This is a genomic window from Pseudomonas sp. MM213, from assembly GCF_020423045.1.
Classification (GTDB): Bacteria; Pseudomonadota; Gammaproteobacteria; order Pseudomonadales; family Pseudomonadaceae; genus Aquipseudomonas; species Aquipseudomonas migulae.
Window position 1 is genome coordinate 5,440,893 of the sequence record NZ_CP081943.1, and the last position, 19,389, is coordinate 5,460,281.

17 protein-coding genes and 2 pseudogenes are annotated in these 19,389 nt (G+C 60.1%); 12 read left to right on the top strand and 7 right to left on the bottom strand.

Features of this window, described 5'->3' with window-relative positions; genetic code table 11:
- Window positions 1-38: 38 nt before the first annotated feature.
- The gene (locus K5R88_RS24725) at window positions 39-1,442 is read right to left on the bottom strand and encodes an amino acid permease (protein ID WP_008024654.1); all 1,404 of its coding nucleotides are present in this window, start codon (window positions 1,440-1,442) and stop codon (window positions 39-41) included.
- 103 nt (window positions 1,443-1,545) lie between these two features.
- Window positions 1,546-2,448 carry a LysR substrate-binding domain-containing protein gene (locus tag K5R88_RS24730; protein WP_226298538.1) on the bottom strand — a complete coding sequence of 301 codons (903 nt, stop codon included), beginning with the start codon at window positions 2,446-2,448 and terminating at the stop codon, window positions 1,546-1,548.
- 208 nt (window positions 2,449-2,656) lie between these two features.
- Between K5R88_RS24730 and K5R88_RS24735 the strand changes: the two genes are divergently transcribed.
- Window positions 2,657-3,421 (top strand): sulfite exporter TauE/SafE family protein, encoded by a 765-nt coding sequence (locus K5R88_RS24735; protein ID WP_226298539.1) that lies wholly within the window; start codon window positions 2,657-2,659, stop codon window positions 3,419-3,421.
- On the opposite strand, the gene K5R88_RS24740 is transcribed toward K5R88_RS24735, so the two are convergent.
- The gene (locus tag K5R88_RS24740; RefSeq protein WP_008024657.1) at window positions 3,411-3,725 is read right to left on the bottom strand and encodes a putative quinol monooxygenase; all 315 of its coding nucleotides are present in this window, start codon (window positions 3,723-3,725) and stop codon (window positions 3,411-3,413) included. The two genes, K5R88_RS24735 and K5R88_RS24740, sit on opposite strands and share 11 nt — an antisense overlap.
- Window positions 3,726-3,887: 162 nt before the next feature.
- On the opposite strand from K5R88_RS24740, the gene K5R88_RS24745 reads away from it, so the two are divergent.
- The 9 genes from K5R88_RS24745 (at window position 3,888) to K5R88_RS24785 (ending at window position 12,990) form a co-directional block, all read left to right on the top strand.
- On the top strand, window positions 3,888-4,478 hold the full coding sequence (locus tag K5R88_RS24745; RefSeq protein WP_223450579.1) for an NAD(P)H-dependent oxidoreductase: 591 nt from the start codon (window positions 3,888-3,890) through the stop codon (window positions 4,476-4,478).
- Window positions 4,479-4,630: 152 nt separating this feature from the next.
- Window positions 4,631-5,542, top strand: coding sequence for a LysR family transcriptional regulator (locus K5R88_RS24750; RefSeq protein WP_008024659.1), 912 nt, complete (start codon window positions 4,631-4,633; stop codon window positions 5,540-5,542).
- Window positions 5,543-5,645: 103 nt separating this feature from the next.
- Entirely contained in the window at window positions 5,646-6,539 is an 894-nt protein-coding gene (locus K5R88_RS24755) for an NAD-dependent epimerase/dehydratase family protein (RefSeq protein ID WP_226298540.1), read from the top strand.
- Between the two features lie 205 nt (window positions 6,540-6,744).
- On the top strand, window positions 6,745-8,190 hold the full coding sequence (locus K5R88_RS24760; RefSeq protein WP_008040823.1) for a SulP family inorganic anion transporter: 1,446 nt from the start codon (window positions 6,745-6,747) through the stop codon (window positions 8,188-8,190).
- A 306-nt stretch (window positions 8,191-8,496) separates the two neighbouring features.
- On the top strand, window positions 8,497-9,846 hold the full coding sequence (locus K5R88_RS24765; protein ID WP_192227665.1) for a GntT/GntP/DsdX family permease: 1,350 nt from the start codon (window positions 8,497-8,499) through the stop codon (window positions 9,844-9,846).
- A gap of 15 nt (window positions 9,847-9,861) precedes the next feature.
- The gene (locus tag K5R88_RS24770) at window positions 9,862-10,722 is read left to right on the top strand and encodes a MurR/RpiR family transcriptional regulator (RefSeq protein ID WP_223435496.1); all 861 of its coding nucleotides are present in this window, start codon (window positions 9,862-9,864) and stop codon (window positions 10,720-10,722) included.
- 1 nt (window position 10,723) lies between these two features.
- The gene (locus K5R88_RS24775) at window positions 10,724-12,199 is read left to right on the top strand and encodes an N-acyl-D-amino-acid deacylase family protein (RefSeq protein ID WP_226298541.1); all 1,476 of its coding nucleotides are present in this window, start codon (window positions 10,724-10,726) and stop codon (window positions 12,197-12,199) included.
- 156 nt (window positions 12,200-12,355) lie between these two features.
- Window positions 12,356-12,724 (top strand): glyoxalase superfamily protein, encoded by a 369-nt coding sequence (locus K5R88_RS24780; protein WP_192227667.1) that lies wholly within the window; start codon window positions 12,356-12,358, stop codon window positions 12,722-12,724.
- Between the two features lie 68 nt (window positions 12,725-12,792).
- Window positions 12,793-12,990 (top strand): FitA-like ribbon-helix-helix domain-containing protein, encoded by a 198-nt coding sequence (locus K5R88_RS24785; protein WP_008036564.1) that lies wholly within the window; start codon window positions 12,793-12,795, stop codon window positions 12,988-12,990.
- 178 nt (window positions 12,991-13,168) lie between these two features.
- Here K5R88_RS24785 and K5R88_RS31085 read toward each other — a convergent pair whose 3' ends face one another.
- Together K5R88_RS31085 and K5R88_RS31090 are read right to left on the bottom strand one after the other, a co-directional pair.
- The gene (locus tag K5R88_RS31085; RefSeq protein WP_411736724.1) at window positions 13,169-14,032 is read right to left on the bottom strand and encodes a methyl-accepting chemotaxis protein; all 864 of its coding nucleotides are present in this window, start codon (window positions 14,030-14,032) and stop codon (window positions 13,169-13,171) included.
- Window positions 14,033-14,074: 42 nt separating this feature from the next.
- A pseudogene (locus K5R88_RS31090) lies at window positions 14,075-15,088 on the bottom strand (methyl-accepting chemotaxis protein); the annotation flags it as partial.
- A gap of 258 nt (window positions 15,089-15,346) precedes the next feature.
- Here K5R88_RS31090 and K5R88_RS24795 point away from each other — a divergent pair.
- Together K5R88_RS24795 and K5R88_RS24800 are read left to right on the top strand one after the other, a co-directional pair.
- Complete coding sequence (locus K5R88_RS24795; protein WP_226298542.1) at window positions 15,347-16,018, top strand: histidine phosphatase family protein; 672 nt, start codon at window positions 15,347-15,349, stop codon at window positions 16,016-16,018.
- Window positions 16,019-16,026: 8 nt separating this feature from the next.
- A pseudogene (locus K5R88_RS24800) lies at window positions 16,027-16,889 on the top strand (phosphatase PAP2 family protein).
- A gap of 20 nt (window positions 16,890-16,909) precedes the next feature.
- Here K5R88_RS24800 and K5R88_RS24805 read toward each other — a convergent pair.
- On the bottom strand, window positions 16,910-17,170 hold the full coding sequence (locus K5R88_RS24805) for a DUF6124 family protein (protein ID WP_226298543.1): 261 nt from the start codon (window positions 17,168-17,170) through the stop codon (window positions 16,910-16,912).
- A gap of 633 nt (window positions 17,171-17,803) precedes the next feature.
- Entirely contained in the window at window positions 17,804-19,207 is a 1,404-nt protein-coding gene (locus K5R88_RS24815; RefSeq protein ID WP_226298544.1) for a DUF2252 domain-containing protein, read from the bottom strand.
- Window positions 19,208-19,389: the final 182 nt, after the last annotated feature.

A 19,389-nucleotide genomic window follows, 5' to 3' on the forward strand; every position in this document is an offset into this window, starting at 1 on the left:
CGGCATTCATCGAATGCCGGGGCGTTTTTTTTACGCGATTACTGAGTCACTGACAGCTTTCGGTGCCTGGCCATGCGCAACCGATAGCAACCGTAGATGAGCAACACCCACACCGGCATGGCGTACACCGAGGCGCGCACCGGCGGGATCATCCAGATAACGCAGATGATCACGGCCATGAACGCCAGGCACAGGTAGTTGGTGTACGGCGACCAGAACGCCTTGAAGCCTGGCACGATGCCGCGCTGGACCATGGCCTTGCGGAACTTCAAATGCGTGAGGCTGATCAGCGCCCAGTTGATCATCAAGGACGCGACCACCAGGGCAAACAACAACTCAAGCGCTTCGTGCGGCGCGACGTAGTTGACCAGCACCGCGAGCATCGTGATCAACGCCGAAACGCCCAGTGCCAGCAAGGGCACGCCTTGCTTGTTCAACTTCATCAGCACTTTGGGCGCGTCGCCTTGTTCAGCCAGGCCGTAGAGCATGCGGCTGTTGCAGTACACGCCGCTGTTGTAGACAGAGAGGGCGGCGGTGAGCACCACGAAGTTGAGGATCTGCGCGGCGGTGTCGCTGCCGATCAGGGCGAAAATCTGCACGAACGGACTGCCGCTGTAGGCATCGCCCGAGGCGCCCAGTGTCTGCAGCAGTTGGTCCCACGGGTAAAGCGACAGCAACACGGTGAGTGCGCCGACGTAGAAGATCAGCACCCGATAAACCACCTGGTTGATGGCCTTGGGAATGACCTTGCGCGGTTCGCTGGCTTCAGCGGCGGTGATGCCGACCAGTTCCAGGCCGCCGAAGGAGAACATGATGAACGCCATCGCCATCAGCAAACCGTTGGTGCCATTGGGGAAGAAACCGCCGTGGCTCCACAGGTTGCTCACCGATGCTTGCGGGCCGCCGGTGCCGCTGAACAGCATGTAGCAGCCCAGGAGGATCATGCCGATGATGGCCACGACCTTGATGATCGCGAACCAGAACTCCATCTCGCCGAACACTTTGACGTTCAGCGTATTGATCAGGTTGACCAGCACAAAGAACACCGCCGCGCTGACCCAGGTCGGCACCTCCGGCCACCAGAACTGCACGTACTTGCCGACGGCTGTCAGCTCGGCCATGCCCACCAGCACATACAGGACCCAGTAGTTCCAGCCGGACAGGAAACCGGCAAAGCCGCCCCAGTAGTTGTGCGCGAAGTGGCTGAACGAGCCGGCCACGGGTTCCTCGACAATCATTTCGCCCAGTTGGCGCATGATCAGGAACGCGATGAAACCGGCAATCGCATAGCCGAGGATCATCGACGGTCCGGCGGACTTGAGCACTCCGGCGGAGCCCAGGAACAGCCCCGTACCAATGGCGCCGCCCAATGCGATCAGTTGAATGTGCCGATTTTTCAACCCCCGCTTGAGCGTTGCCTGTTGCAAGATTTCATCCGCCATCTGGTTCCCTTTTGGTTGTTGTGGCCAGGCTTGATTTGAAAGGGCAGATATTACTCTTCGCAGCCTTCGTCATACAGGTGCCTGTTGGGCCAAACACTGGTTTTCAAAGGCTCCCGGCCCGGTTTGCAGCGCACAACGCGTCGAGCAGGGCTCTGGCGTAACCGGGCAGGCCAGCAAACGAGGGGGCGCACAGCAGCAGTTTGCGCTGCGCCCAGGCTTCCTGCAGGGCAACGTGCTTGAACGGTTGATCGACGGCCCGGCGCTCGATCGCCGCCAGCGGCACAATCGCCAGCCCGGCGCCGCGAGCGACCATGCGAATCACCCCGTCGAAGCCTTCCGCACGGATGCGGATTTGCATGCGCATGCCCGCGTGCAGCGCCTGTTCTTCGAGGTACACCGCCAGTGCGCTGTTGGCGCTCAGGCCGACGTAATCGTGATGCAGCGTCTCGCTAAAGCTCGGTGTTGCGCCGTCAGCCAATGGATGTCCGAGTGGCATGATCAGCACCAGCGGATCGTCGCGAAAGGGCTGGGTTTCGAGGGCGTGGGTGTCGACGGCGTCGGAGACGATGCCAAGGTCCGCCGCACCCTGATGCAATGCATGGACGATGCGCAGGCTCGGCAATTCCTGCAGATCAATGTCGAGGTTGGGATGGCGGCAGAGGAAGTCCGCCAGCACTTCCGGCAGGTACTCGGTGATTGCCGTGGTGTTGCATAACAAACGCACCTGACCTTTGACGCCTTTGGCGTATTCGGCCAGGTCCTGCTGCATGCGGTCGGCGTGTTGCAGTAGTAGTCGGGCGTGTTGCGCGAGGGCTTTTCCGGCGGACGTGGGGGTGACGCCGCGACGACCGCGTTCCAGAAAGTCGATGCCGAGCGAAGCCTCCATCGCACGGATTCGCGCGCTTGCCGCCGCCAGGGATAAATGGCTGCGCGCGGCGCCGGCGGTGATGTTGCCGGTGTCGAGGATGTTCAGGTAGAGGCGCAGGTCGGTGAGGTCGAAGTGCATGGGTACAGCCTCGGGAAGTGTGTTGACTGGGCAGCCGCCTTCGCGGGCAAGCCTCGCTCCTACACGATTTGCGCAACCCCTGTAGGAGCGAGGCTTGCCCGCGAAGGCGTCAGCAGCAACAACGAAATCGTCAGCCTCTATCAAAACAAGAGGCACCCTCAGTATATGGCGAATTTTCACACGGCCAATCCAGGCGCAGGATCAGCCCATGAATACACTCGCCACGTTCTACCAAAACCTTGGTCTGGTCCTTTCTCTGCTGGTCATCGCCACCTTCCTCCTGGCCGGCATGATCAAAGGCGTGATCGGCCTCGGCCTGCCAACCATCGCCATGGGGCTGCTCGGTCTGGCTATGGCGCCGTCGCAGGCTGCCGCGCTGCTGATCATTCCGGCGACCCTGACTAACGTCTGGCAACTGGCATTCGGCGGGCATTTGCACGGGCTGGTCAGGCGGCTGTGGCCGATGCTGCTGGCAATCTTCATCGGCACCGGTGCCGGGACGGTCTGGATTGGCATGGCGGGTGGTCATTGGGTGGTGCGGGGGTTGGGCGCGGCATTGCTGCTCTATGCGTTGAGCGGTTTGTTCCTGCCGACTTTGCGCGTCAGCCGTCAGACCGAGCGCTGGCTCGGTCCACTGTGCGGCGTGCTGACCGGCGTCATCACTTCCGCCACCGGCGTCTTCGTGATTCCGGCGGTGCCGTATCTGCAAGCACTGGGTTTGAACAAGGATGAGCTGGTGCAGGCGCTGGGCCTGTCGTTCACCGTATCGACCCTCGCCCTCGCTGCCGGCCTGTTGTGGCGCGGGGCGCTGGGCGGTGGCGAATTGAGCGCGTCATTGCTGGCGCTGATCCCGGCGGTGCTCGGCATGTTGCTCGGGCAATGGCTGCGCCAGCGGATCAGCGCCGTGCTGTTCAAACGCGTGTTCTTCATCGGCCTCGGTGTGCTCGGCGGCCACTTGCTGATCAGCGGGTAGCGGACGACGGGCTGAGCATCTCGATGGCACGGATATCGAAATCCTGTTCCAGGAATTCGTCGCGCTGTTCGAGGAACTGCTTCATGTGCGGCAGGTTCGAGTGCACGTCGAGGTGCGCCTGGGATTGCCAGATCTCGAAGAAGATAAACAGCGTCGGGTCCTGTTTGTCGCGCAGCATGTGGTACTCGATGCAGCCCGGCTCGGCACGACTCGCTTCCACATAACCGCGGAAGAACGCTTCGAAGGCGTCGGATTTTTCCGGGCGGGTTTTGGCGTGCAGGATGAAGCCTTGTATTTCACTCATCAGGAGTCTCCTCAAAGTCAGAATCGGCGCCATTTTATGGCAACAATCGCCCGTTGATTCGTGCGTATAGGTCAAATGAATTTTGCGAATTCAGGACTTATTCCGCGCGAGGCCGATGGCTAACCTGCCGCCATCCACTTTCTGACCCTTCCGAGATTCCTCATGAAAAAAGTACTGTTGCTCAATGGCGGCAAAAAGTTTGCGCACTCTGATGGCCGCTACAACACCACCCTGCATGAAGCCGCGTTGAGCGTGCTGGATCGCGGCGGCGTTGACATGAAAACCACCTTCATCGACGAGGGCTATGACGTCGCTGAAGAAGTTGCCAAATTCCTCTGGGCCGACGTGATCATTTATCAAATGCCGGGCTGGTGGATGGGCGCGCCGTGGACGGTGAAAAAGTACATCGACGAAGTCTTCACCGAAGGCTACGGCAGCCTCTACGCCAGTGACGGCCGCACCCGTTCCGATGCTTCGCAAAAGTACGGCAGCGGTGGTTTGGTGCAGGGCAAGCAATACATGTTGTCGCTGACCTGGAACGCGCCGCAGCAAGCCTTCGACGACCCGACCGACTTCTTCGAAGGCAAGGGCGTGGACGCGGTGTACTTCCCGTTCCACAAGGCCAACGAATTCCTCGGCATGACCGGTTTGCCGACATTCCTGGCGGTTGATGTGATGAAACGCCCGAACATCGAAGGTGATGTGGCGCGCTATGAGCAGCACCTGACCAAGGTGTTCGGCCTGAAAGCATAAGGTTCGGCTACTATCGTCATCTGGAATCCGAACCTGTAGGAGCCGGCTTGCTGCGGGCGGCGTTCCGACGATGGCGCCCTCAAGATCGCTATCGCCAGCAAGCCGGCTCCTACAAAAAGCGATCGGCGCTGAATTCTCGATAAGGAACACAGGTGAAAGCCAGATCCGATGAGTTGCAGATTTTCGTCTGCGTGATTGAGTGCGGATCTATTTCCGCTGCGGCCGAACAGGTCGGGCAGACGCCTTCGGCGGTCAGCCGCACGCTGTCGCGGCTGGAGGCCAAGCTCGATACCACGCTGATCAACCGCACCACGCGGCGCATGGACCTGACGGAGGAGGGCAAGTATTTCTTCGAGCACGCCAAACTGATTCTCGATCAGATGGAGGAGCTTGAAGAACGCCTCAGCTCACGTCAGCAAACCCCGTCCGGGCGTCTGCGGATCAACGCCGCCTCGCCGTTCATGCTGCACGCCATCGTGCCGTACATCGACGAGTTCCGCCGGCTCTACCCGGACATCCAGCTCGAACTCAACAGCAACGACCTGATCATCGACCTGCTCGAACAAAGCACCGACATTGCCATCCGCATCGGCACGCTGGCCGACTCGACCCTGCACGCCCGCTCGTTGGGTTGCAGCCCGCTGCACATCGTCGCCAGCCCGGCTTACCTTGAGCAACACGGCACACCGTTGGTGGTCGAGGACCTGAGCGGGCACGCGCTGTTGGGCTTCACTCACAATGAAGGCCTCAACCAATGGCCGCTCCGTTATGTGCATGGCGATCGCTGGCCGATTCAGGCGTCGATCAGCGCGTCCAGCGGCGAGACGATCAGGCACCTGGCGCTGGAAGGTCAGGGCATTGCCAGCCTGTCGCATTTCATGACCATCGAAGACATCCGAGCCGGGCGCCTGAAAGTGCTGCTGGCGGATTTCAATAGCGGTTATCGCCAGCCGATCAACGCGGTGTATTACCGCAACTCGCAACTGGCCCTGCGGATTCAGTGCTTCCTGGACTTTATCCAGGGCAAATTGGCGGTGTACGCGAATGCGGATTTTGAAGGTTGATTCATGATTCCTGCGCAAGAGTGAATTGGGTCAACGGGGATTTTTCAGTCGTGATGACTGCTTGATACTCGTTGCATCACTTATTCACGCAGGGAGTTTCTCCATGAACGTATTCGTTACCGGCGCTGCAGGTTTCATCGGCGGCTCCATCGCTACGGGCCTGGTTCGCGCTGGCCACAAGGTCACCGGCCTGGTGCGCAGCAGCGAACAAGCCAATGAACTGAGCGCGTTGGGGATCACTGCGGTGATCGGCACTCTTGACGACAGCGCACTATTGGCCGAACAGGCCCGCGCTGCCGACGCGGTGATCAATGCCGCCAGCAGCGACCATCGCGGCGCGGTGGAAGCCTTGGTCAATGCCTTGCGCGGTTCCAACAAGGTGTTCCTGCACACCAGCGGTTCGAGCATCGTCGGCGATGCGTCGGGCGGTCAGTTCGGCGACGCCATTTATTATGAAGACACGCTGCCGGAGCCTACTGTCGACAAGGCGGCCCGCGTGGCCATCGACAACCTGATCCTCGACGCAGCGAACGACGGGGTGAACTCGGCGGTCATCTGTAACACGTTGATCTACGGCCACAGCCTGGGCGTCAATCGCGACAGCGTGCAGTTGCCGCGCCTGCTGAAACAGGCACGCAAAAGTGGCGTGGTTCGGCATGTCGGCAACGGCCGGAACATCTGGTCCAACGTGCACATCGAAGACGTGGTGTCCCTGTACTTGCTGGCGCTGACCAAAAACGTACCGGGCACGTTTTACTTCGTTGAAAGCGGTGAAGCGTCGTTCGTCGACATGACCACGGCGATTGCCCAGGCGTTGAATCTCGCTGAGCCGCAAGACTGGCCGCTGAAAGAGGCCGAAGCCGAGTGGGGTTATGAAATGGCCAACTACGGTTTGGGTTCCAACAGCCGGGTGCGCGGCAAGCATGCGCGGGAGTTGCTGGGTTGGGTGCCTAAGCGGACTTCGGTGGTTGAGTGGATTCTTAACGAGATGGTGTGAGTTCGCTTTAGACCGCGTCATCGTTCTTCGCGGGCAAGCCTCGCTCCTACAAGGGTTGTGTCGTTCACAAAATGGGTGAGCGACATAACCCCTGTAGGAGCGAGGCTTGCCCGCGAAGGCGTCTTCAGCACCACCACAACTGGCCGGGCCGCCCTCAATTCCGTACCATCCGCCCCCTCTTCCCCAGTTGTGTCCAGTCCTCCCCATGAAAGCAAACCGTCTGCGCGCCGATGTCCTGGCCGGGCTCACCACCTCTTTCGCCTTGTTGCCAGAATGCATCGCCTTCGCGCTGGTGGCTCACCTCAACCCGCTGATGGGCCTGTACGGCGCGTTCATCATTTGCACCCTGACCGCGCTGTTCGGTGGTCGGCCGGGCATGGTGTCGGGCGCGGCCGGTTCGATGGCCGTGGTGATCGTCGCGCTGGTGGTGCAGCACGGTGTGCAGTACTTGCTCGCGACGGTGTTGCTGGGCGGGTTGATCATGCTGGCGTTCGGGTTGCTGAAGCTCGGCAAACTGGTGCGGATGGTGCCGCATCCGGTGATGCTCGGCTTCGTCAACGGCCTGGCGATCATCATCGCGCTGGCGCAACTGGAACACTTCAAGAGTGGTGACAACTGGCTCAGCGGCTCACCGCTTTATGTGATGAGCGGATTGGTGGCGCTGACGATGGCGATCGTCTATCTGCTGCCGCGACTGACCCGTGCCGTGCCGCCCGCGCTGGTGGCGATTCTGGGCGTCGGGTTGGCGGTGTATCTGCTCGGTTTGCCGACTCGCACCCTGGGCGACATGGCGCACATCGCCGGTGGCTTGCCGACGCTGGCCTTGCCAGACATTCCATGGACGCTGGACACCCTGCGCATCATCGCCCCCTACGCGATATTGATGGCGCTGGTCGGCCTGCTGGAAACCCTGCTGACCCTGAACCTCACCGACGAAATCACCGAGAGCCGTGGCTTCCCGGATCGTGAGTGTGTGGCGCTGGGCGCGGCCAACATGGTCTCCGGTGTGTTTGGCGGCATGGGCGGCTGCGCGATGATCGGCCAGACCGTGATCAACCTCAGCTCCGGTGGCCGAGGTCGGCTTTCCGGTGTGGTGGCCGGCGTGCTGATTCTGCTGTTCATTTTGTTCTTGTCGCCGCTGATCGAGCGAATTCCGCTGGCCGCATTGGTCGGGGTAATGTTCGTGGTGTCGCAACAGACGTTTGCCTGGGCTTCGCTGCGGGTGGTCAACAAGGTGCCGCTGAACGACGTGCTGGTGATCGTCGCCGTAACGGTCATCACGGTGTTCACCGACCTGGCCACCGCCGTGCTTTGCGGGATCATCATTGCAGCGCTCAACTTTGCCTGGCAGCAGGCCCGCGAGCTGTATGCCGACAGTCACCTCGAAACCGACGGCAGCAAGCTTTACCTGCTGCATGGCACGCTGTTTTTTGCCTCGACTACACCGTTTCTCAACCAGTTCGATCCTGCCAATGACCCGTCCGTGGTGACGATTGATTGTCGTCACCTGAGCTTCGTCGACTACTCGGCCATCGCGGCGCTGAAGACCCTGCGCGAACGTTACGCCAAGGCGGGCAAGCATCTGCGGGTGTTGCACCTGTCCGAACGCTGCAAGAAGTTGCTCAAGCGTGCCCGGGTCAGTCACGACTGATCTATCAATCCTCCGGGCTGCGGCCATTCCCTGTAGGAGCGAGCCTGCTCGCGAAAAACGTTCGGACAACGCGTTCATTCAGGCAGCGCGCGTTATCGTTGACGTCCATCGCGAGCAGGCTCGCTCCTACAGGGTTGGAGATGAAAATCAGCCTGCCTGATTTTCATTTTTCGCGACACCGCATACCTCTGCGCGACAACCCTTACCCTTGTACGAAAATTACTTTCACCTCGTTTGAGTTTCACGCTTCGAAATGTTTTAAGAGTTTCACAAAACTTTCGACGTGACCCTTTCGAGGAGTACCGCATGACCCTGTCCTTCGGCTATTGGCTGCTGGTGTATGCCGCCATCGCCATCATCGCGCTGATCGTTCTGATCGCCCGTTACCGGCTTAATCCCTTCATCGTCATCACCCTGGTCTCCATCGGCCTGGCGCTGCTGGCCGGCATGCCGCCGTCCGGCGTGGTCGGCGCCTACGAGGCCGGTGTCGGCAAGACCCTGGGGCACATCGCGCTGGTGGTGGCGCTGGGCACAATGCTCGGCAAGATGATGGCCGAGTCTGGCGGTGCCGAGCAGGTGGCGCGCACCTTGATCGACCGTTTCGGTGAGAAGAACGCGCATTGGGCCATGGTCTGCATCGCCTTCCTGGTCGGGCTGCCGTTGTTCTTCGAAGTCGGTTTTGTGTTGCTGGTGCCGATTGCGTTTACCGTGGCGCGCCGCGTGGGTGTATCGATCCTGATGGTCGGTTTGCCGATGGTCGCCGGGCTGTCGGTGGTGCATGCGCTGGTGCCGCCGCACCCGGCGGCGATGCTGGCGGTGCAGGTGTATCAGGCGTCGGTGGGGCAGACGTTGATGTATGCGATTCTGATCGGCATTCCGACGGCGATCATTGCCGGCCCGCTGTACGCCAAGTTCATCGTGCCGCGCATTCAACTGCCGGCGGAAAACCCGCTGGAACGGCAGTTCCTCGAGCGTGAACCGCGCGACAGCCTGCCGGGTTTCGGCATCACCATGGCGACCATCCTGTTGCCGGTGCTGTTGATGCTGATCGGCGGCTGGGCCAACCTGATTTCCACACCGGGCAGCGGCTTCAACCAGTTTTTGCTGTTCATCGGCAACTCGGTGATCGCGCTGCTGTTGGCGACCCTGCTGAGCTTCTGGACCCTCGGCCTCGCCCAGGGCTTCAACCGCGAATCGATCCTCAAATTCACCAACGAATGCCTGGCACCGACCGCCAGCATCACCTTGCTGGTCGGCGCGGGCGGCGGCTTGAACCGGATTCTGGTGGACGCCGGGGTCACCGACCAGATCGTCAGCCTGGCCCACGAATTTCACCTGTCGCCGCTGCTGATGGGCTGGCTGTTCGCCGCGCTGATGCGCATCGCCACCGGCTCCGCCACCGTGGCCATGACCACCGCTTCCGGCATTGTCGCGCCGGTGGCCATCGGTCTGGGTTATCCGCATCCGGAGTTGCTGGTGCTGGCGACCGGCGCCGGGTCGGTGATCTTTTCCCACGTCAACGACGGCGGCTTCTGGTTGATCAAGGAATACTTCAACATGAGCGTTACCCAGACGTTCAAGACCTGGACCGTGCTGGAGACCATTATTTCGCTGGTCGCCTTTGCGTTGACCGTGGGTCTTTCTTACCTGATTTAACCGGAGCCGCCTGCCATGGACATCCTCTACCAGATCCGCGCCCGTCAGGATTCCTTCAGCGCTGGCGAAGGACGCATCGCGCGGCTGATGCTCGACGACGTAGGATTTGCCTCTGCTGCCAGCCTCGACGAGCTGGCGCTGAGAGCGGAAGTCAGCACCGCCACGCTGTCGCGTTTCGCCCGCACGGTGGGTTGCCGCGACTTGCGCGACCTGCGCCTGCAACTGGCACAGGCCAGCGGCGTCGGCAGCCGTTTTCTCGACCCGGCGGGCACGCCCGATCAATCGGCGTTCTATGGGCAGATTGTGGGCGATATCGAGTCGACGTTGCGTCAGCACCTGTCGGCGTTCGACGAGTCGCGCTTCGCCGACGCGGTGAAACTGTTGGGCAAGGCGCGGATGATTCATGCCTTCGGCATGGGCGGTTGCTCGACCTTGTGCAGCGATGAACTGCAAGTGCGGCTGGTGCGCTTCGGCTACCCGATTTCGGTGTGCCACGACCCGGTGATGATGCGGGTCACCGCCGCCAGCCTCAGTGCCGAGCACGTGGTCATCGTCTGCTCGCTGACCGGCATCACCCCCGAGTTGCTCGAAACGGTGGAAGTGGCCCGCAACTACGGCGCAAGGATTCTGGCCATCACACGCAGCGACTCGCCGTTGGCGCAACTGGCCGACATCGTGCTGCCACTGCAAAGTGCGGAAACCTCGTTCATCTACAAACCCACGGCGGCGCGCTACGGCATGCTGCTGGCCATCGACGTGCTCGCTACCGAGCTGGCGCTGGCCAATCCTGAAGACAATCAAGAACGTCTGCGGCGGATCAAACTCGCCCTCGACGATTACCGCGGCGGCGACGATCACTTGCCGCTGGGAGACTGACATGATGTACGACACGCTGATTCGCAACGCCCTGATCATCGATGGCAGCAACGCCCCCGGTTACCCCGCCGACGTGGCGATTCTGCACGGCCGCATCGAGCGCATCGGCGACCTGCACGACGCCACCGCCAGCGAAGAAATCGACGCCGCTGGCCGAGTGCTGGCGCCGGGTTTTATCGACGTGCACACCCATGACGACACAGTGGTGATCCGCCAGCCGCAAATGCTGCCCAAGCTCAGCCAGGGCGTGACCACGGTGATCGTCGGCAACTGCGGGATCAGCGCTTCGCCGGTGAGTTTGAAGGGCGATCCGCCAGACCCGATGAACCTGCTCGGCACCTCGGCGGCCTTTGTTTACCCAACGTTCCGCGACTATCGCGCGGCGGTCGAAGCGGCGAACACCACGTTGAACGTCGCCGCTCTGGTCGGCCACACCGCATTGCGCAGCAATCACCTTGATGACCTGTTTCGCACGGCCACGCCGGATGAAATCAGCGCGATGCGTGAGCAACTGCGCGAAAGTCTTGAAGCCGGCGCGTTGGGTCTGTCCACTGGTCTGGCGTACGCCAGCGCGTTCTCGGCGTCCACCGATGAAGTGATGCAACTGACCGAAGAACTGACCGCGTTCGGCGCGGTGTACACCACCCATTTGCGCAGCGAATTCGAGCCCGTGCTGGAGGCCATGGACGAGGCGTTCCGGATCGGCCGTCATGCGCAATCACCGGTGATCATTTCCCACCTCAAATGTGCCGGCGCCGGTAACTGGGGGCGGAGTCCGCAACTGTTGGCCTCACTTGAAGAGGCCGCGAAAACCCACCCGGTGGGCTGCGATTGTTATCCCTACGCGGCGAGTTCTTCGACCCTGGACCTCAAGCAAGTGACCGACGCTCATCGCATCACCATCACCTGGTCCACGCCGCACCCGGAACTCGGTGGCCGCGACCTGATGGATATCGCCGCCGAGTGGAACGTTCCGCTGCTGGAAGCCGCTCGCCGGCTGCAACCGGCTGGCGCGGTGTACTACGGAATGGACGAGTCGGATGTACGAAGCATCCTCGCGCATCCGCTGTCGATGGTCGGTTCCGACGGCTTGCCGGAAGACCCATTCCCGCATCCACGTTTGTGGGGCGCTTTCCCACGCGTCCTCGGACATTTCAGTCGCGATGTCGGGCTGTTTCCGCTGCACACCGCGGTATACAAAATGACCGGGTTGTCCGCGTCGCGATTCGGCTTGAAGGAGCGCGGCGAAATCCGTGAAGGGCATTGGGCGGACCTGGTGCTGTTCGATCCTGCAACCATTCGCGATGTCGCCGACTTCAACGATCCGCAGCGGGCGGCAGAAGGCATCGACGGGGTGTGGGTCAACGGTGTGTTGAGTTACAGCGAAGGGCAGGCGAACGGGAAACGGGAAGGGCGGTTCCTGGCGCGGGAAGGCGATTTGCGTGACGGTTTTCAGAGCCTCCACAAACCCCTGTAGGAGCCAGGCTTGCCGGCGAAAGCGATCAGCCAGTCGACAAATCTTTTGAACTGCTTCACGTGGTGGCACATTGCAATTAAAGAAAGCCATCGCCAAGCCGAAGCGCTGACACTAGCCCGGCTACACTCTGGGCCTTACCAGTCTGGGAGCAACTTGATGAGCTTCGGCAAAACCACCCCGATCCTGCGGATTTTCGACGAAAACAAAGCCGTGGAGTTCTACGTCGACTTCCTCGGTTTCAAGATCGACTGGCAGCACCGTTTCGAGCCGAATTTCCCGCTGTACCTGCAAGTCTCCCGGGGCGAATGCGTGTTGCACCTGTCGGAACATCACGGCGACAGCACACCGGGCTCGGCGCTGCGCATCGAGACCGATGAGCTGGAGGCGTTTCAGCAGCAATTGCTGGCCAAGGACTACACGTTTTCGCACCCACAGATCCAGGCCATGCCGTGGGGTAGCCAGGACATGACCATCAGCGATCCGTTCGGGAATCGGTTGGTGTTTACCAATGCGATTAGTGTGTAAGCCGGCAGGAAAAAATACGCCTCGTGATAGTGTCGTCCGTTCAATTTCGACGAGCACAGGAGGCGCTTATGGCCAGCATTACCATTGGCAATCTTGATTCGCAGCTCTACGAGCAATTGCGAATCGCGGCAGAGAGTAATTGCCGTTCAGTTGAAGAGGAGGCTCTCTTCATCTTGAGGAAAGCGCTCGACTGCGGTTTGGGGACTCGAATCAATAATCGATTCAGAGAGAGTGGCGGTATCGAATTAAATCTACCCCTTCGTTAAGGCGGTGAAGGCGAGGCTAAGGGCTGACCCCAGGTATCCGTTGTCTCTTCGATTGCATTCGCGGGCAAGCCTCGCTCCTACAGGGTTGATGTTGTTCAGATGATTTTCCGAACGACATCAACCCTGTAGGAGCGAGGCTTGCCCGCGAATGGGCCTTTGCTTCACCGCAAAGTGAACGTCAAACCCTGAAGTGACTCACCATCATCTGCAACTGATTCCCCAACCGCGCCAGTTCAACACTGGATTTAGCGGTTTCGTCGCTGGCAGCGGCGGTCTGTTCGGACACGTCGCGTACGTTGATGATGCTGCGGCTGATCTCTTCGGCCACGGCGCTTTGCTGTTCGGCGGCGGCAGCGATCTGCTGGTTCATCGACTGGATGTTGGACACCGTGCGGGTGATGTTTTCCAGTGATACACCGGCCTTGCGGGTCAGGGCGACGCTGCTGTCGGTGAGGGCGCGGCTGTTGTTCATCACGGCGGACACTTGTTGCGTGCCGTTCTGCAAACCGGCCACCAGGCCTTCGATTTCCTCGGTGGATTTCTGCGTGCGCTGGGCCAGGCCACGCACTTCGTCGGCCACCACGGCAAAACCGCGACCGGCTTCACCGGCACGTGCCGCTTCAATGGCAGCGTTGAGCGCCAGCAAGTTGGTCTGTTCGGCCACGGCCTTGATCACGTCCATGACGCTGCCGATCTTGTCGCTTTCGTGTTGCAGCACGCTCATGGCTTCGGTGGAACGCACCACTTCGCTGGCCAGGCGCTCGATCTGGGCGATGGCTTCGTTGACCACTTTGTCGCCTTCGCGGGCTTCGCCGTCGGCGGCGGCCGCAGCTTGTGAAGCTTCTTCGGCATTGCGCGCGACTTCCTGCACGGTGGCGGTCATCTCGTGCATGGCGGTGGCCACCTGATCGGTCTCGATCTTCTGGCTGTTAACGCCGGCGCTGGTCTGCCCGGTCACGGCGGACAACTCTTCGGCGGCGCTGGCGATCTGGGTGACGCCGTCGCGGATACCGCTGATCAGGTCACGCAGGGTCACGCCCATGCGCGCGATGCCTTGTTGCAATACGCCGAGTTCATCGCGGCGGGTCACTTTGACGTCCTGGGACAGGTCGCCGCCGGCGATGCGCTCGACCACTGCCAGCGTGTCGCGCAGCGGGCGGGTGATCTGGCGGGTGATGATGACGGCGGCAATGATCCCGACCAGCAACGCCAGCAAGGTGCTGATCAGTTGCAGGGTGCGGGCTTGTGCGCTTTCGGCGTCACGACGGTCGAGCTGGATCTGATACAGCTGCTCACTCAGGGTCACGATGGCGGCGCCCTGATCGGTCATTTCCTTGCGCGCCTGCACAGCATCGTTGCTCGCGGCTTTATAAGCCTGCAAAGCGCTGCGGTAATTGCTCAATGCCGTTTCCAGCTGACGCAACTCGTCCAGCATCGTGTCGGCGAATTGCACATTGAGTTGTTTCAGGCTGGCGATGGCCGCATCCAGTTGGCCGACGGCTTTCTGCTCGGTCTCGGCGTTGGTGGTCGCGGTGTAGCCGCGTACTTCGTAGCGGGCCAGCATGAACGCTTCCTTGGCGGCGGTGATGGCCTGGAATTGTTCGAAGCGCTGATCGCTCAACGGCATTTGTTGTACGCGGGTACTGATGGCGTTGATCAGCGAATTCGCGTTTTCCGCGTTGGCGCCCATGGCGTCGCGCGCGCTGTTGCCGGAACGGTAGGCGCTGCGCATTTTGTTCAGGGACGTTTTGTACGCGTCAATTTGCGTACCTTGCTCTTTGAGCAGCTTGAGGTTTTCCGGGCTCTTGAACTTCACCAGCAGCGCTTGCTGCTGAGCGGCAAACGCATCCAGGGTGGTCTGGACGTTCTGCGCGGTGGTTTCATCGCCGTTGGTCAGCATGTATTGCAAGCGAACCACACGCAGTTTGGTCAGGCCGGCATTGAGCTGGGTGATGTCGCTCATCCAGTTGCTGCGGTCAATCAGACTGCCCAGGCTCGTCCAGCCGGTCAGGGCGAGGACGCAGGTCAGTGCCAGGACCAGGCCAAACCCCAGGCCCAGTTTCATGTTCACGCTGATGTTGCCGAACCAGCTATTCATCAAATTCCTCCAGGAACGTTGCGCTTTTGGTCGTCGGTTGGCTGGAAGATTGTTGTTTTTGGTAGCCAAGGGTGTGTAGCAGGTCTGTATCGGCAGCAATCGCGAGAGCTGAAAGGATTTTGTCAGACGGTTCTGTAACAAAAGTTTTTGCAGGGGGCTTAAGCTTTTTTTCACATGGGTTTCACCGACTGCCGACGCGAGCCTCTCTACCCTCGCAGCATCGAATGTAAGTGATGCATGCCGGTGAGGCGGCCTGATGTGGAATTGAGACTGAGTCTGTTCGGGGTCAAACGCTCGATTGATCTGAGCCGTTTTACCCGCTATCGAAACACCGCAGTGGTACTCGCCTCGGCGCTGTTGGTGATCCCGTTGACCGTCTGGCTGTTGCGGCCTGCCGCCGTTCCGGACCTGGCCCATGGCAATGTCTCGGGCGCCCGGGCGTTGTTATCCGGTTGGGCCAAGGGCGACATGATTGTGCTGGTGCGCCATGTCGAGCGCTGCGATCACTCGACGGCCGCGTGTCTGACGGGCAATGACGGCATCACGGATCGTTCGCGCAGCGTCGCCGTGAGTGTCGGTGCGCAATTCGAAAGGCTCGGCCTGGGCGAGGCTGACGTTTACAACAGCCCGATGATGCGGACCGCACAGACGGCCTCCTACATGTTCAACAAGGTGAGTACCCATGAGGAGTGGTTGATCAATTGCAAGGGCACTATGTTACGTGACGCGCTGGCGCATAAAGTGCCAGGGCGTAATCTGATTCTGGTGACCCACAGTGAATGCATGGCGCAGATCGAAAAAGGCCTCAAGCTGCCGACGGCCACTCTTGGCTATGGCGCCTCTTTGTTTATCTCCGCCGAATCGCTACAGGCGCCGCGAATGCTTGGTTATATCGAAGCTTCCGACTGGCGCTCGGTGACCAGCCAATGAGTAATCCCATGCGTTTTTACTACTTCAACTTCGGTATTCCACTGGCCTGCGCAGCCGTCGTTTTTCTGACGTTCGACATGACCAAAATCGACATCGCGTTCAGTAATCTTTTTTTGATCCGCTGACCCAGACCTTCCCGCTCGACCAGGTTCACTTCTTTGAAAAGCTCACCCATAAATGGGCGCGCATCATTCCGAACTGGACTGCTGAAATTGCCTTGATCGGCGCGATGCTGTCGTTTGTCTGGCCGCTGATCAACCCGCAAAAACGTCCGCGTCTTGGCCGATTCCTGGAGCGGAGCAAAGCCGCTCCGGTGCTGAAGTTTGCCTATGACCATCGTCGGGATTTTCTGTTTGTGGTGTTCGCGTTTGCCATTTGCACCGGGGTGATCCATTTCCTCAAGGCGCACACCAGCGTGTATTGCCCAATTGAAACGACGCTATATGGCGGGAAAATTGCCCACATGGAGTGGTACGAAAACTTCCAACTGTTCAGGGAAGCCGGTGAGGGGCGCTGCTGGCCGGGCGGGCATGCGTCCGGCGGGTTCACCATGCTGGCGCTGTACTTCGTCGCGCGCCGCTACCGCTGGCGCTATTCGAAAGCGCTGATGTACGGCTCGCTGCTGCTCGGTTTCGTCTACGGCACGACGCGGGTCCTGCAAGGCTGGCACTACATGTCCCACACATTCTGGGCCGGGATCTTCGTGTGGCTGGCGTGTTTGCTGACGGCGTTGGCGTTTTATGGGCGAGCGCGGCTGGATGTGCCGGTGGATCAGATGACATCACTGTCGGCTGGCCGTCCGTCATCGCGAGCAGGCTCGCTCCCGCAAGGGAACGCGGTCCAGTGTGGGAGCGAGCCTGCTCGCGATTAACGATGACGCGGTATGCCTGCCTACTCCTGCGGATCAACGTTATCCAGTGCCTGGTTCACTGCCAGCTCCGCCAGCATGATGATCTGCGCAATGGCCAGCGCGGTGTTGCGCTGTGAACCGTCGAGGTAGGTGGCTAAATCGCTGGTCATGACGCTGGCGGATGCCAATGACTCGCAGGCATGGGCGAGGAGGTTTTCAGTGCCGATGTCGGGGAGAATCGTGAAAAAGGGGCTGGGGCGGTATGGGGGGGTAGTTGGGGGATCGGGGATTAATTTGTCCATACAAATTTTCCTTTTGCGTTGGAGCCGCCGCTTGCCGTTTCTCACGCGGCTAAGAGGTGGCAGCTATGTGCGGGGTGAGAAAACCGGTTATGGACACCCGGGCCAGACCAAAGTCTGCCCGCACACAGCCGCCATAACGCATTTGCGGACAGCGGATAAGCTGGCGCGATTATGCGGTTACAGGCTCTGTATGACCATAAGTTGCCAGGTTCTCACACCCGATCACTGAGTTTTCAGTGACAAGCAAAGACTAAAGAGCCCGCTTCCGAGCAACAACCTTAAAAATCTGTGGGCGTTTTCTTCGTTTTTGGTAGGAGATGTCCTGCAATGACGACGACATTTTTATCGACAGTGAAGCCGCCATCGCGAGCAGGCTCGCTCCTACAGGAGACTGCGGTCGTACGCGTAATCCGTGAGCAAAGTCATCAAGCGGATGGCGTACGGCTACCGGGACAGCGAATTCTTTTTCATGAAGACCAAGAGCGTCTTTCCCGGTAATCCGTGAAGAACCAAAAAAAAGCCCGCGGGAGGGCGGGCAAACCGTAGTTTCTTGAATGAGCGAGCGCAATGTACCGGTTGCCGGGGCGCGATGGGGTGAAGAAAAATTCATCTGCGCCGCGGCTAAGTCGGGGCTTACGGCAAATGATCGGCCGCAAAGTCCGCCTCCGACCGTGCCCGCAAACGCCCCTTGCGACAGGCTTGCTGGAAGCGTTCGAAGTCGCGGTCATTCTGTTCGGTATAGGTTTTCGCATACTTGAACAGCGCATCGGCCAGCGCATCGCTTTTGCCGATATAACCGCTGATCTGCGCGGCATGCCCGGAGGATTTGGCATGTGCACGGGCGAGGGCGCGGCCGCAGATTCGGCCGTAGGCGGCAAAGGCTTCGGCGTCGAAGGTTTCCAGTTCGGCGGAGATTTTCATGTCGCGCAACTGGCGCACGTAAAAATGGCGACCGTTGGGGCCGGTGGTCCAGCCGAGGAACAGATCACTGGCGGACTGCATCAGCCGTTGGCCATCGACCACGCGCTGACCGTTGTGCCGCACGCGAGACTTGGCCTTCACGTAGTCGGCGAGCACCGATCGCCGTGCTTCCTTGAATTGCAGGAACAACGGGAACTCTTGCTCGTCAGTCAGCAGCGCCACCAGGCAGCGCGTGCCGACACTGCCGACACCGACCACTTTGAACGCCAGGTCCTGAACATTGAAGCGCGACAACAGCCCGCGCCGGTCGGCTTGCAGGGTCATCCGATATTCATTCATGAACGTCTCGTAGAGCGGTCGCCAGTCCGCGAGCCGCAGCCAGTCATCGTCGGCATCCAGCAGCGTGGTGTTTTTGTGCAGATGGAAAATTTCCGGCAGGTCATCGCGAATGATCAGACGGCCTGCGGCGTCACGTTCACTGATTTTCGGCAACAATTCGGCATGGGTACGACGTTCGGCTTTGGCGATGGCGCGCTCCACGTGCTCCAGCGTGGCTTTACTCGCCTGTTGCCGCAGATCGTCATAACTGATGGACTCGTACCAAGTCTCCAACGCGCTTTGCTCCGCGCATTCGAGCATCGTTTGCTGATACGCGGCGACCACTTCGCGGCAGACGTTTTCTTCCACGGTTTCGCCATGGCGCAGGTCACGGGCGGCCACCATGAAACTCGCCACCAGACGTTTGACATCCCACTCCCAGGGGCCGGGATGGGCCTCATCGAAGTCATTGACGCTGAACAGCAGGTTGCGTTCCGGCGTGGCGAAACCGCCGAAGTTCATCAAGTGACTGTCACCGCAGATCGTCGACACCAGACCCATGTTCGCCGTGCCGGCCAGGTCGTGAGCCTGCAACAGCGCGTTGCCGCGATAAAAGGTGAACGGCGACACCAGCATGCGGCCGTAGCGCAACTCGACCAGAGAATTGACCCGTCCCTCGCTGGAGCGCTTGATCAGTGGCAGCGGGTCACGACTGGTTTTTCCGGTGGCCGCTTGATCACTGCGAGGGCAGTTTTTTCGAGCGTCCTTGCCTTGCTTCAAGCGGTCTTTGAGGGTCATGGGGGCTCGGTAGATAAGAGTGATGAAAGGTCAGGTTTTGGTATCCGAACGATTTGTCTTGGATGGGATGAGTGTAGAGAAAAATGCTCAAAGCACTGCTTCAAGTTGGTTGATGTCATTTTGATGTTGAAGTGGGCAGTAATGGCCCCTAAAGTGATTGTTCTTATGTTCAAGAGAAGGAA

Bases quoted from the DNA above. Each gene is read 5' to 3' on its own strand.
- K5R88_RS24725 (WP_008024654.1), bottom strand. From the start codon at position 1,442: ATGGCGGATGAAATCTTGCAACAGGCAACGCTCAAGCGGGGGTTGAAA.
- K5R88_RS24730 (WP_226298538.1), bottom strand. From the start codon at position 2,448: ATGCACTTCGACCTCACCGACCTGCGCCTCTACCTGAACATCCTCGAC.
- K5R88_RS24735 (WP_226298539.1), top strand. From the start codon at position 2,657: ATGAATACACTCGCCACGTTCTACCAAAACCTTGGTCTGGTCCTTTCT.
- K5R88_RS24740 (WP_008024657.1), bottom strand. From the start codon at position 3,725: ATGAGTGAAATACAAGGCTTCATCCTGCACGCCAAAACCCGCCCGGAA.
- K5R88_RS24745 (WP_223450579.1), top strand. From the start codon at position 3,888: ATGAAAAAAGTACTGTTGCTCAATGGCGGCAAAAAGTTTGCGCACTCT.
- K5R88_RS24755 (WP_226298540.1), top strand. From the start codon at position 5,646: ATGAACGTATTCGTTACCGGCGCTGCAGGTTTCATCGGCGGCTCCATC.
- K5R88_RS24760 (WP_008040823.1), top strand. From the start codon at position 6,745: ATGAAAGCAAACCGTCTGCGCGCCGATGTCCTGGCCGGGCTCACCACC.
- K5R88_RS24765 (WP_192227665.1), top strand. From the start codon at position 8,497: ATGACCCTGTCCTTCGGCTATTGGCTGCTGGTGTATGCCGCCATCGCC.
- K5R88_RS24770 (WP_223435496.1), top strand. From the start codon at position 9,862: ATGGACATCCTCTACCAGATCCGCGCCCGTCAGGATTCCTTCAGCGCT.
- K5R88_RS24775 (WP_226298541.1), top strand. From the start codon at position 10,724: ATGATGTACGACACGCTGATTCGCAACGCCCTGATCATCGATGGCAGC.
- K5R88_RS24780 (WP_192227667.1), top strand. From the start codon at position 12,356: ATGAGCTTCGGCAAAACCACCCCGATCCTGCGGATTTTCGACGAAAAC.
- K5R88_RS24785 (WP_008036564.1), top strand. From the start codon at position 12,793: ATGGCCAGCATTACCATTGGCAATCTTGATTCGCAGCTCTACGAGCAA.
- K5R88_RS31085 (WP_411736724.1), bottom strand. From the start codon at position 14,032: ATGGGCGTGACCCTGCGTGACCTGATCAGCGGTATCCGCGACGGCGTC.
- K5R88_RS24805 (WP_226298543.1), bottom strand. From the start codon at position 17,170: ATGGACAAATTAATCCCCGATCCCCCAACTACCCCCCCATACCGCCCC.
- K5R88_RS24815 (WP_226298544.1), bottom strand. From the start codon at position 19,207: ATGACCCTCAAAGACCGCTTGAAGCAAGGCAAGGACGCTCGAAAAAAC.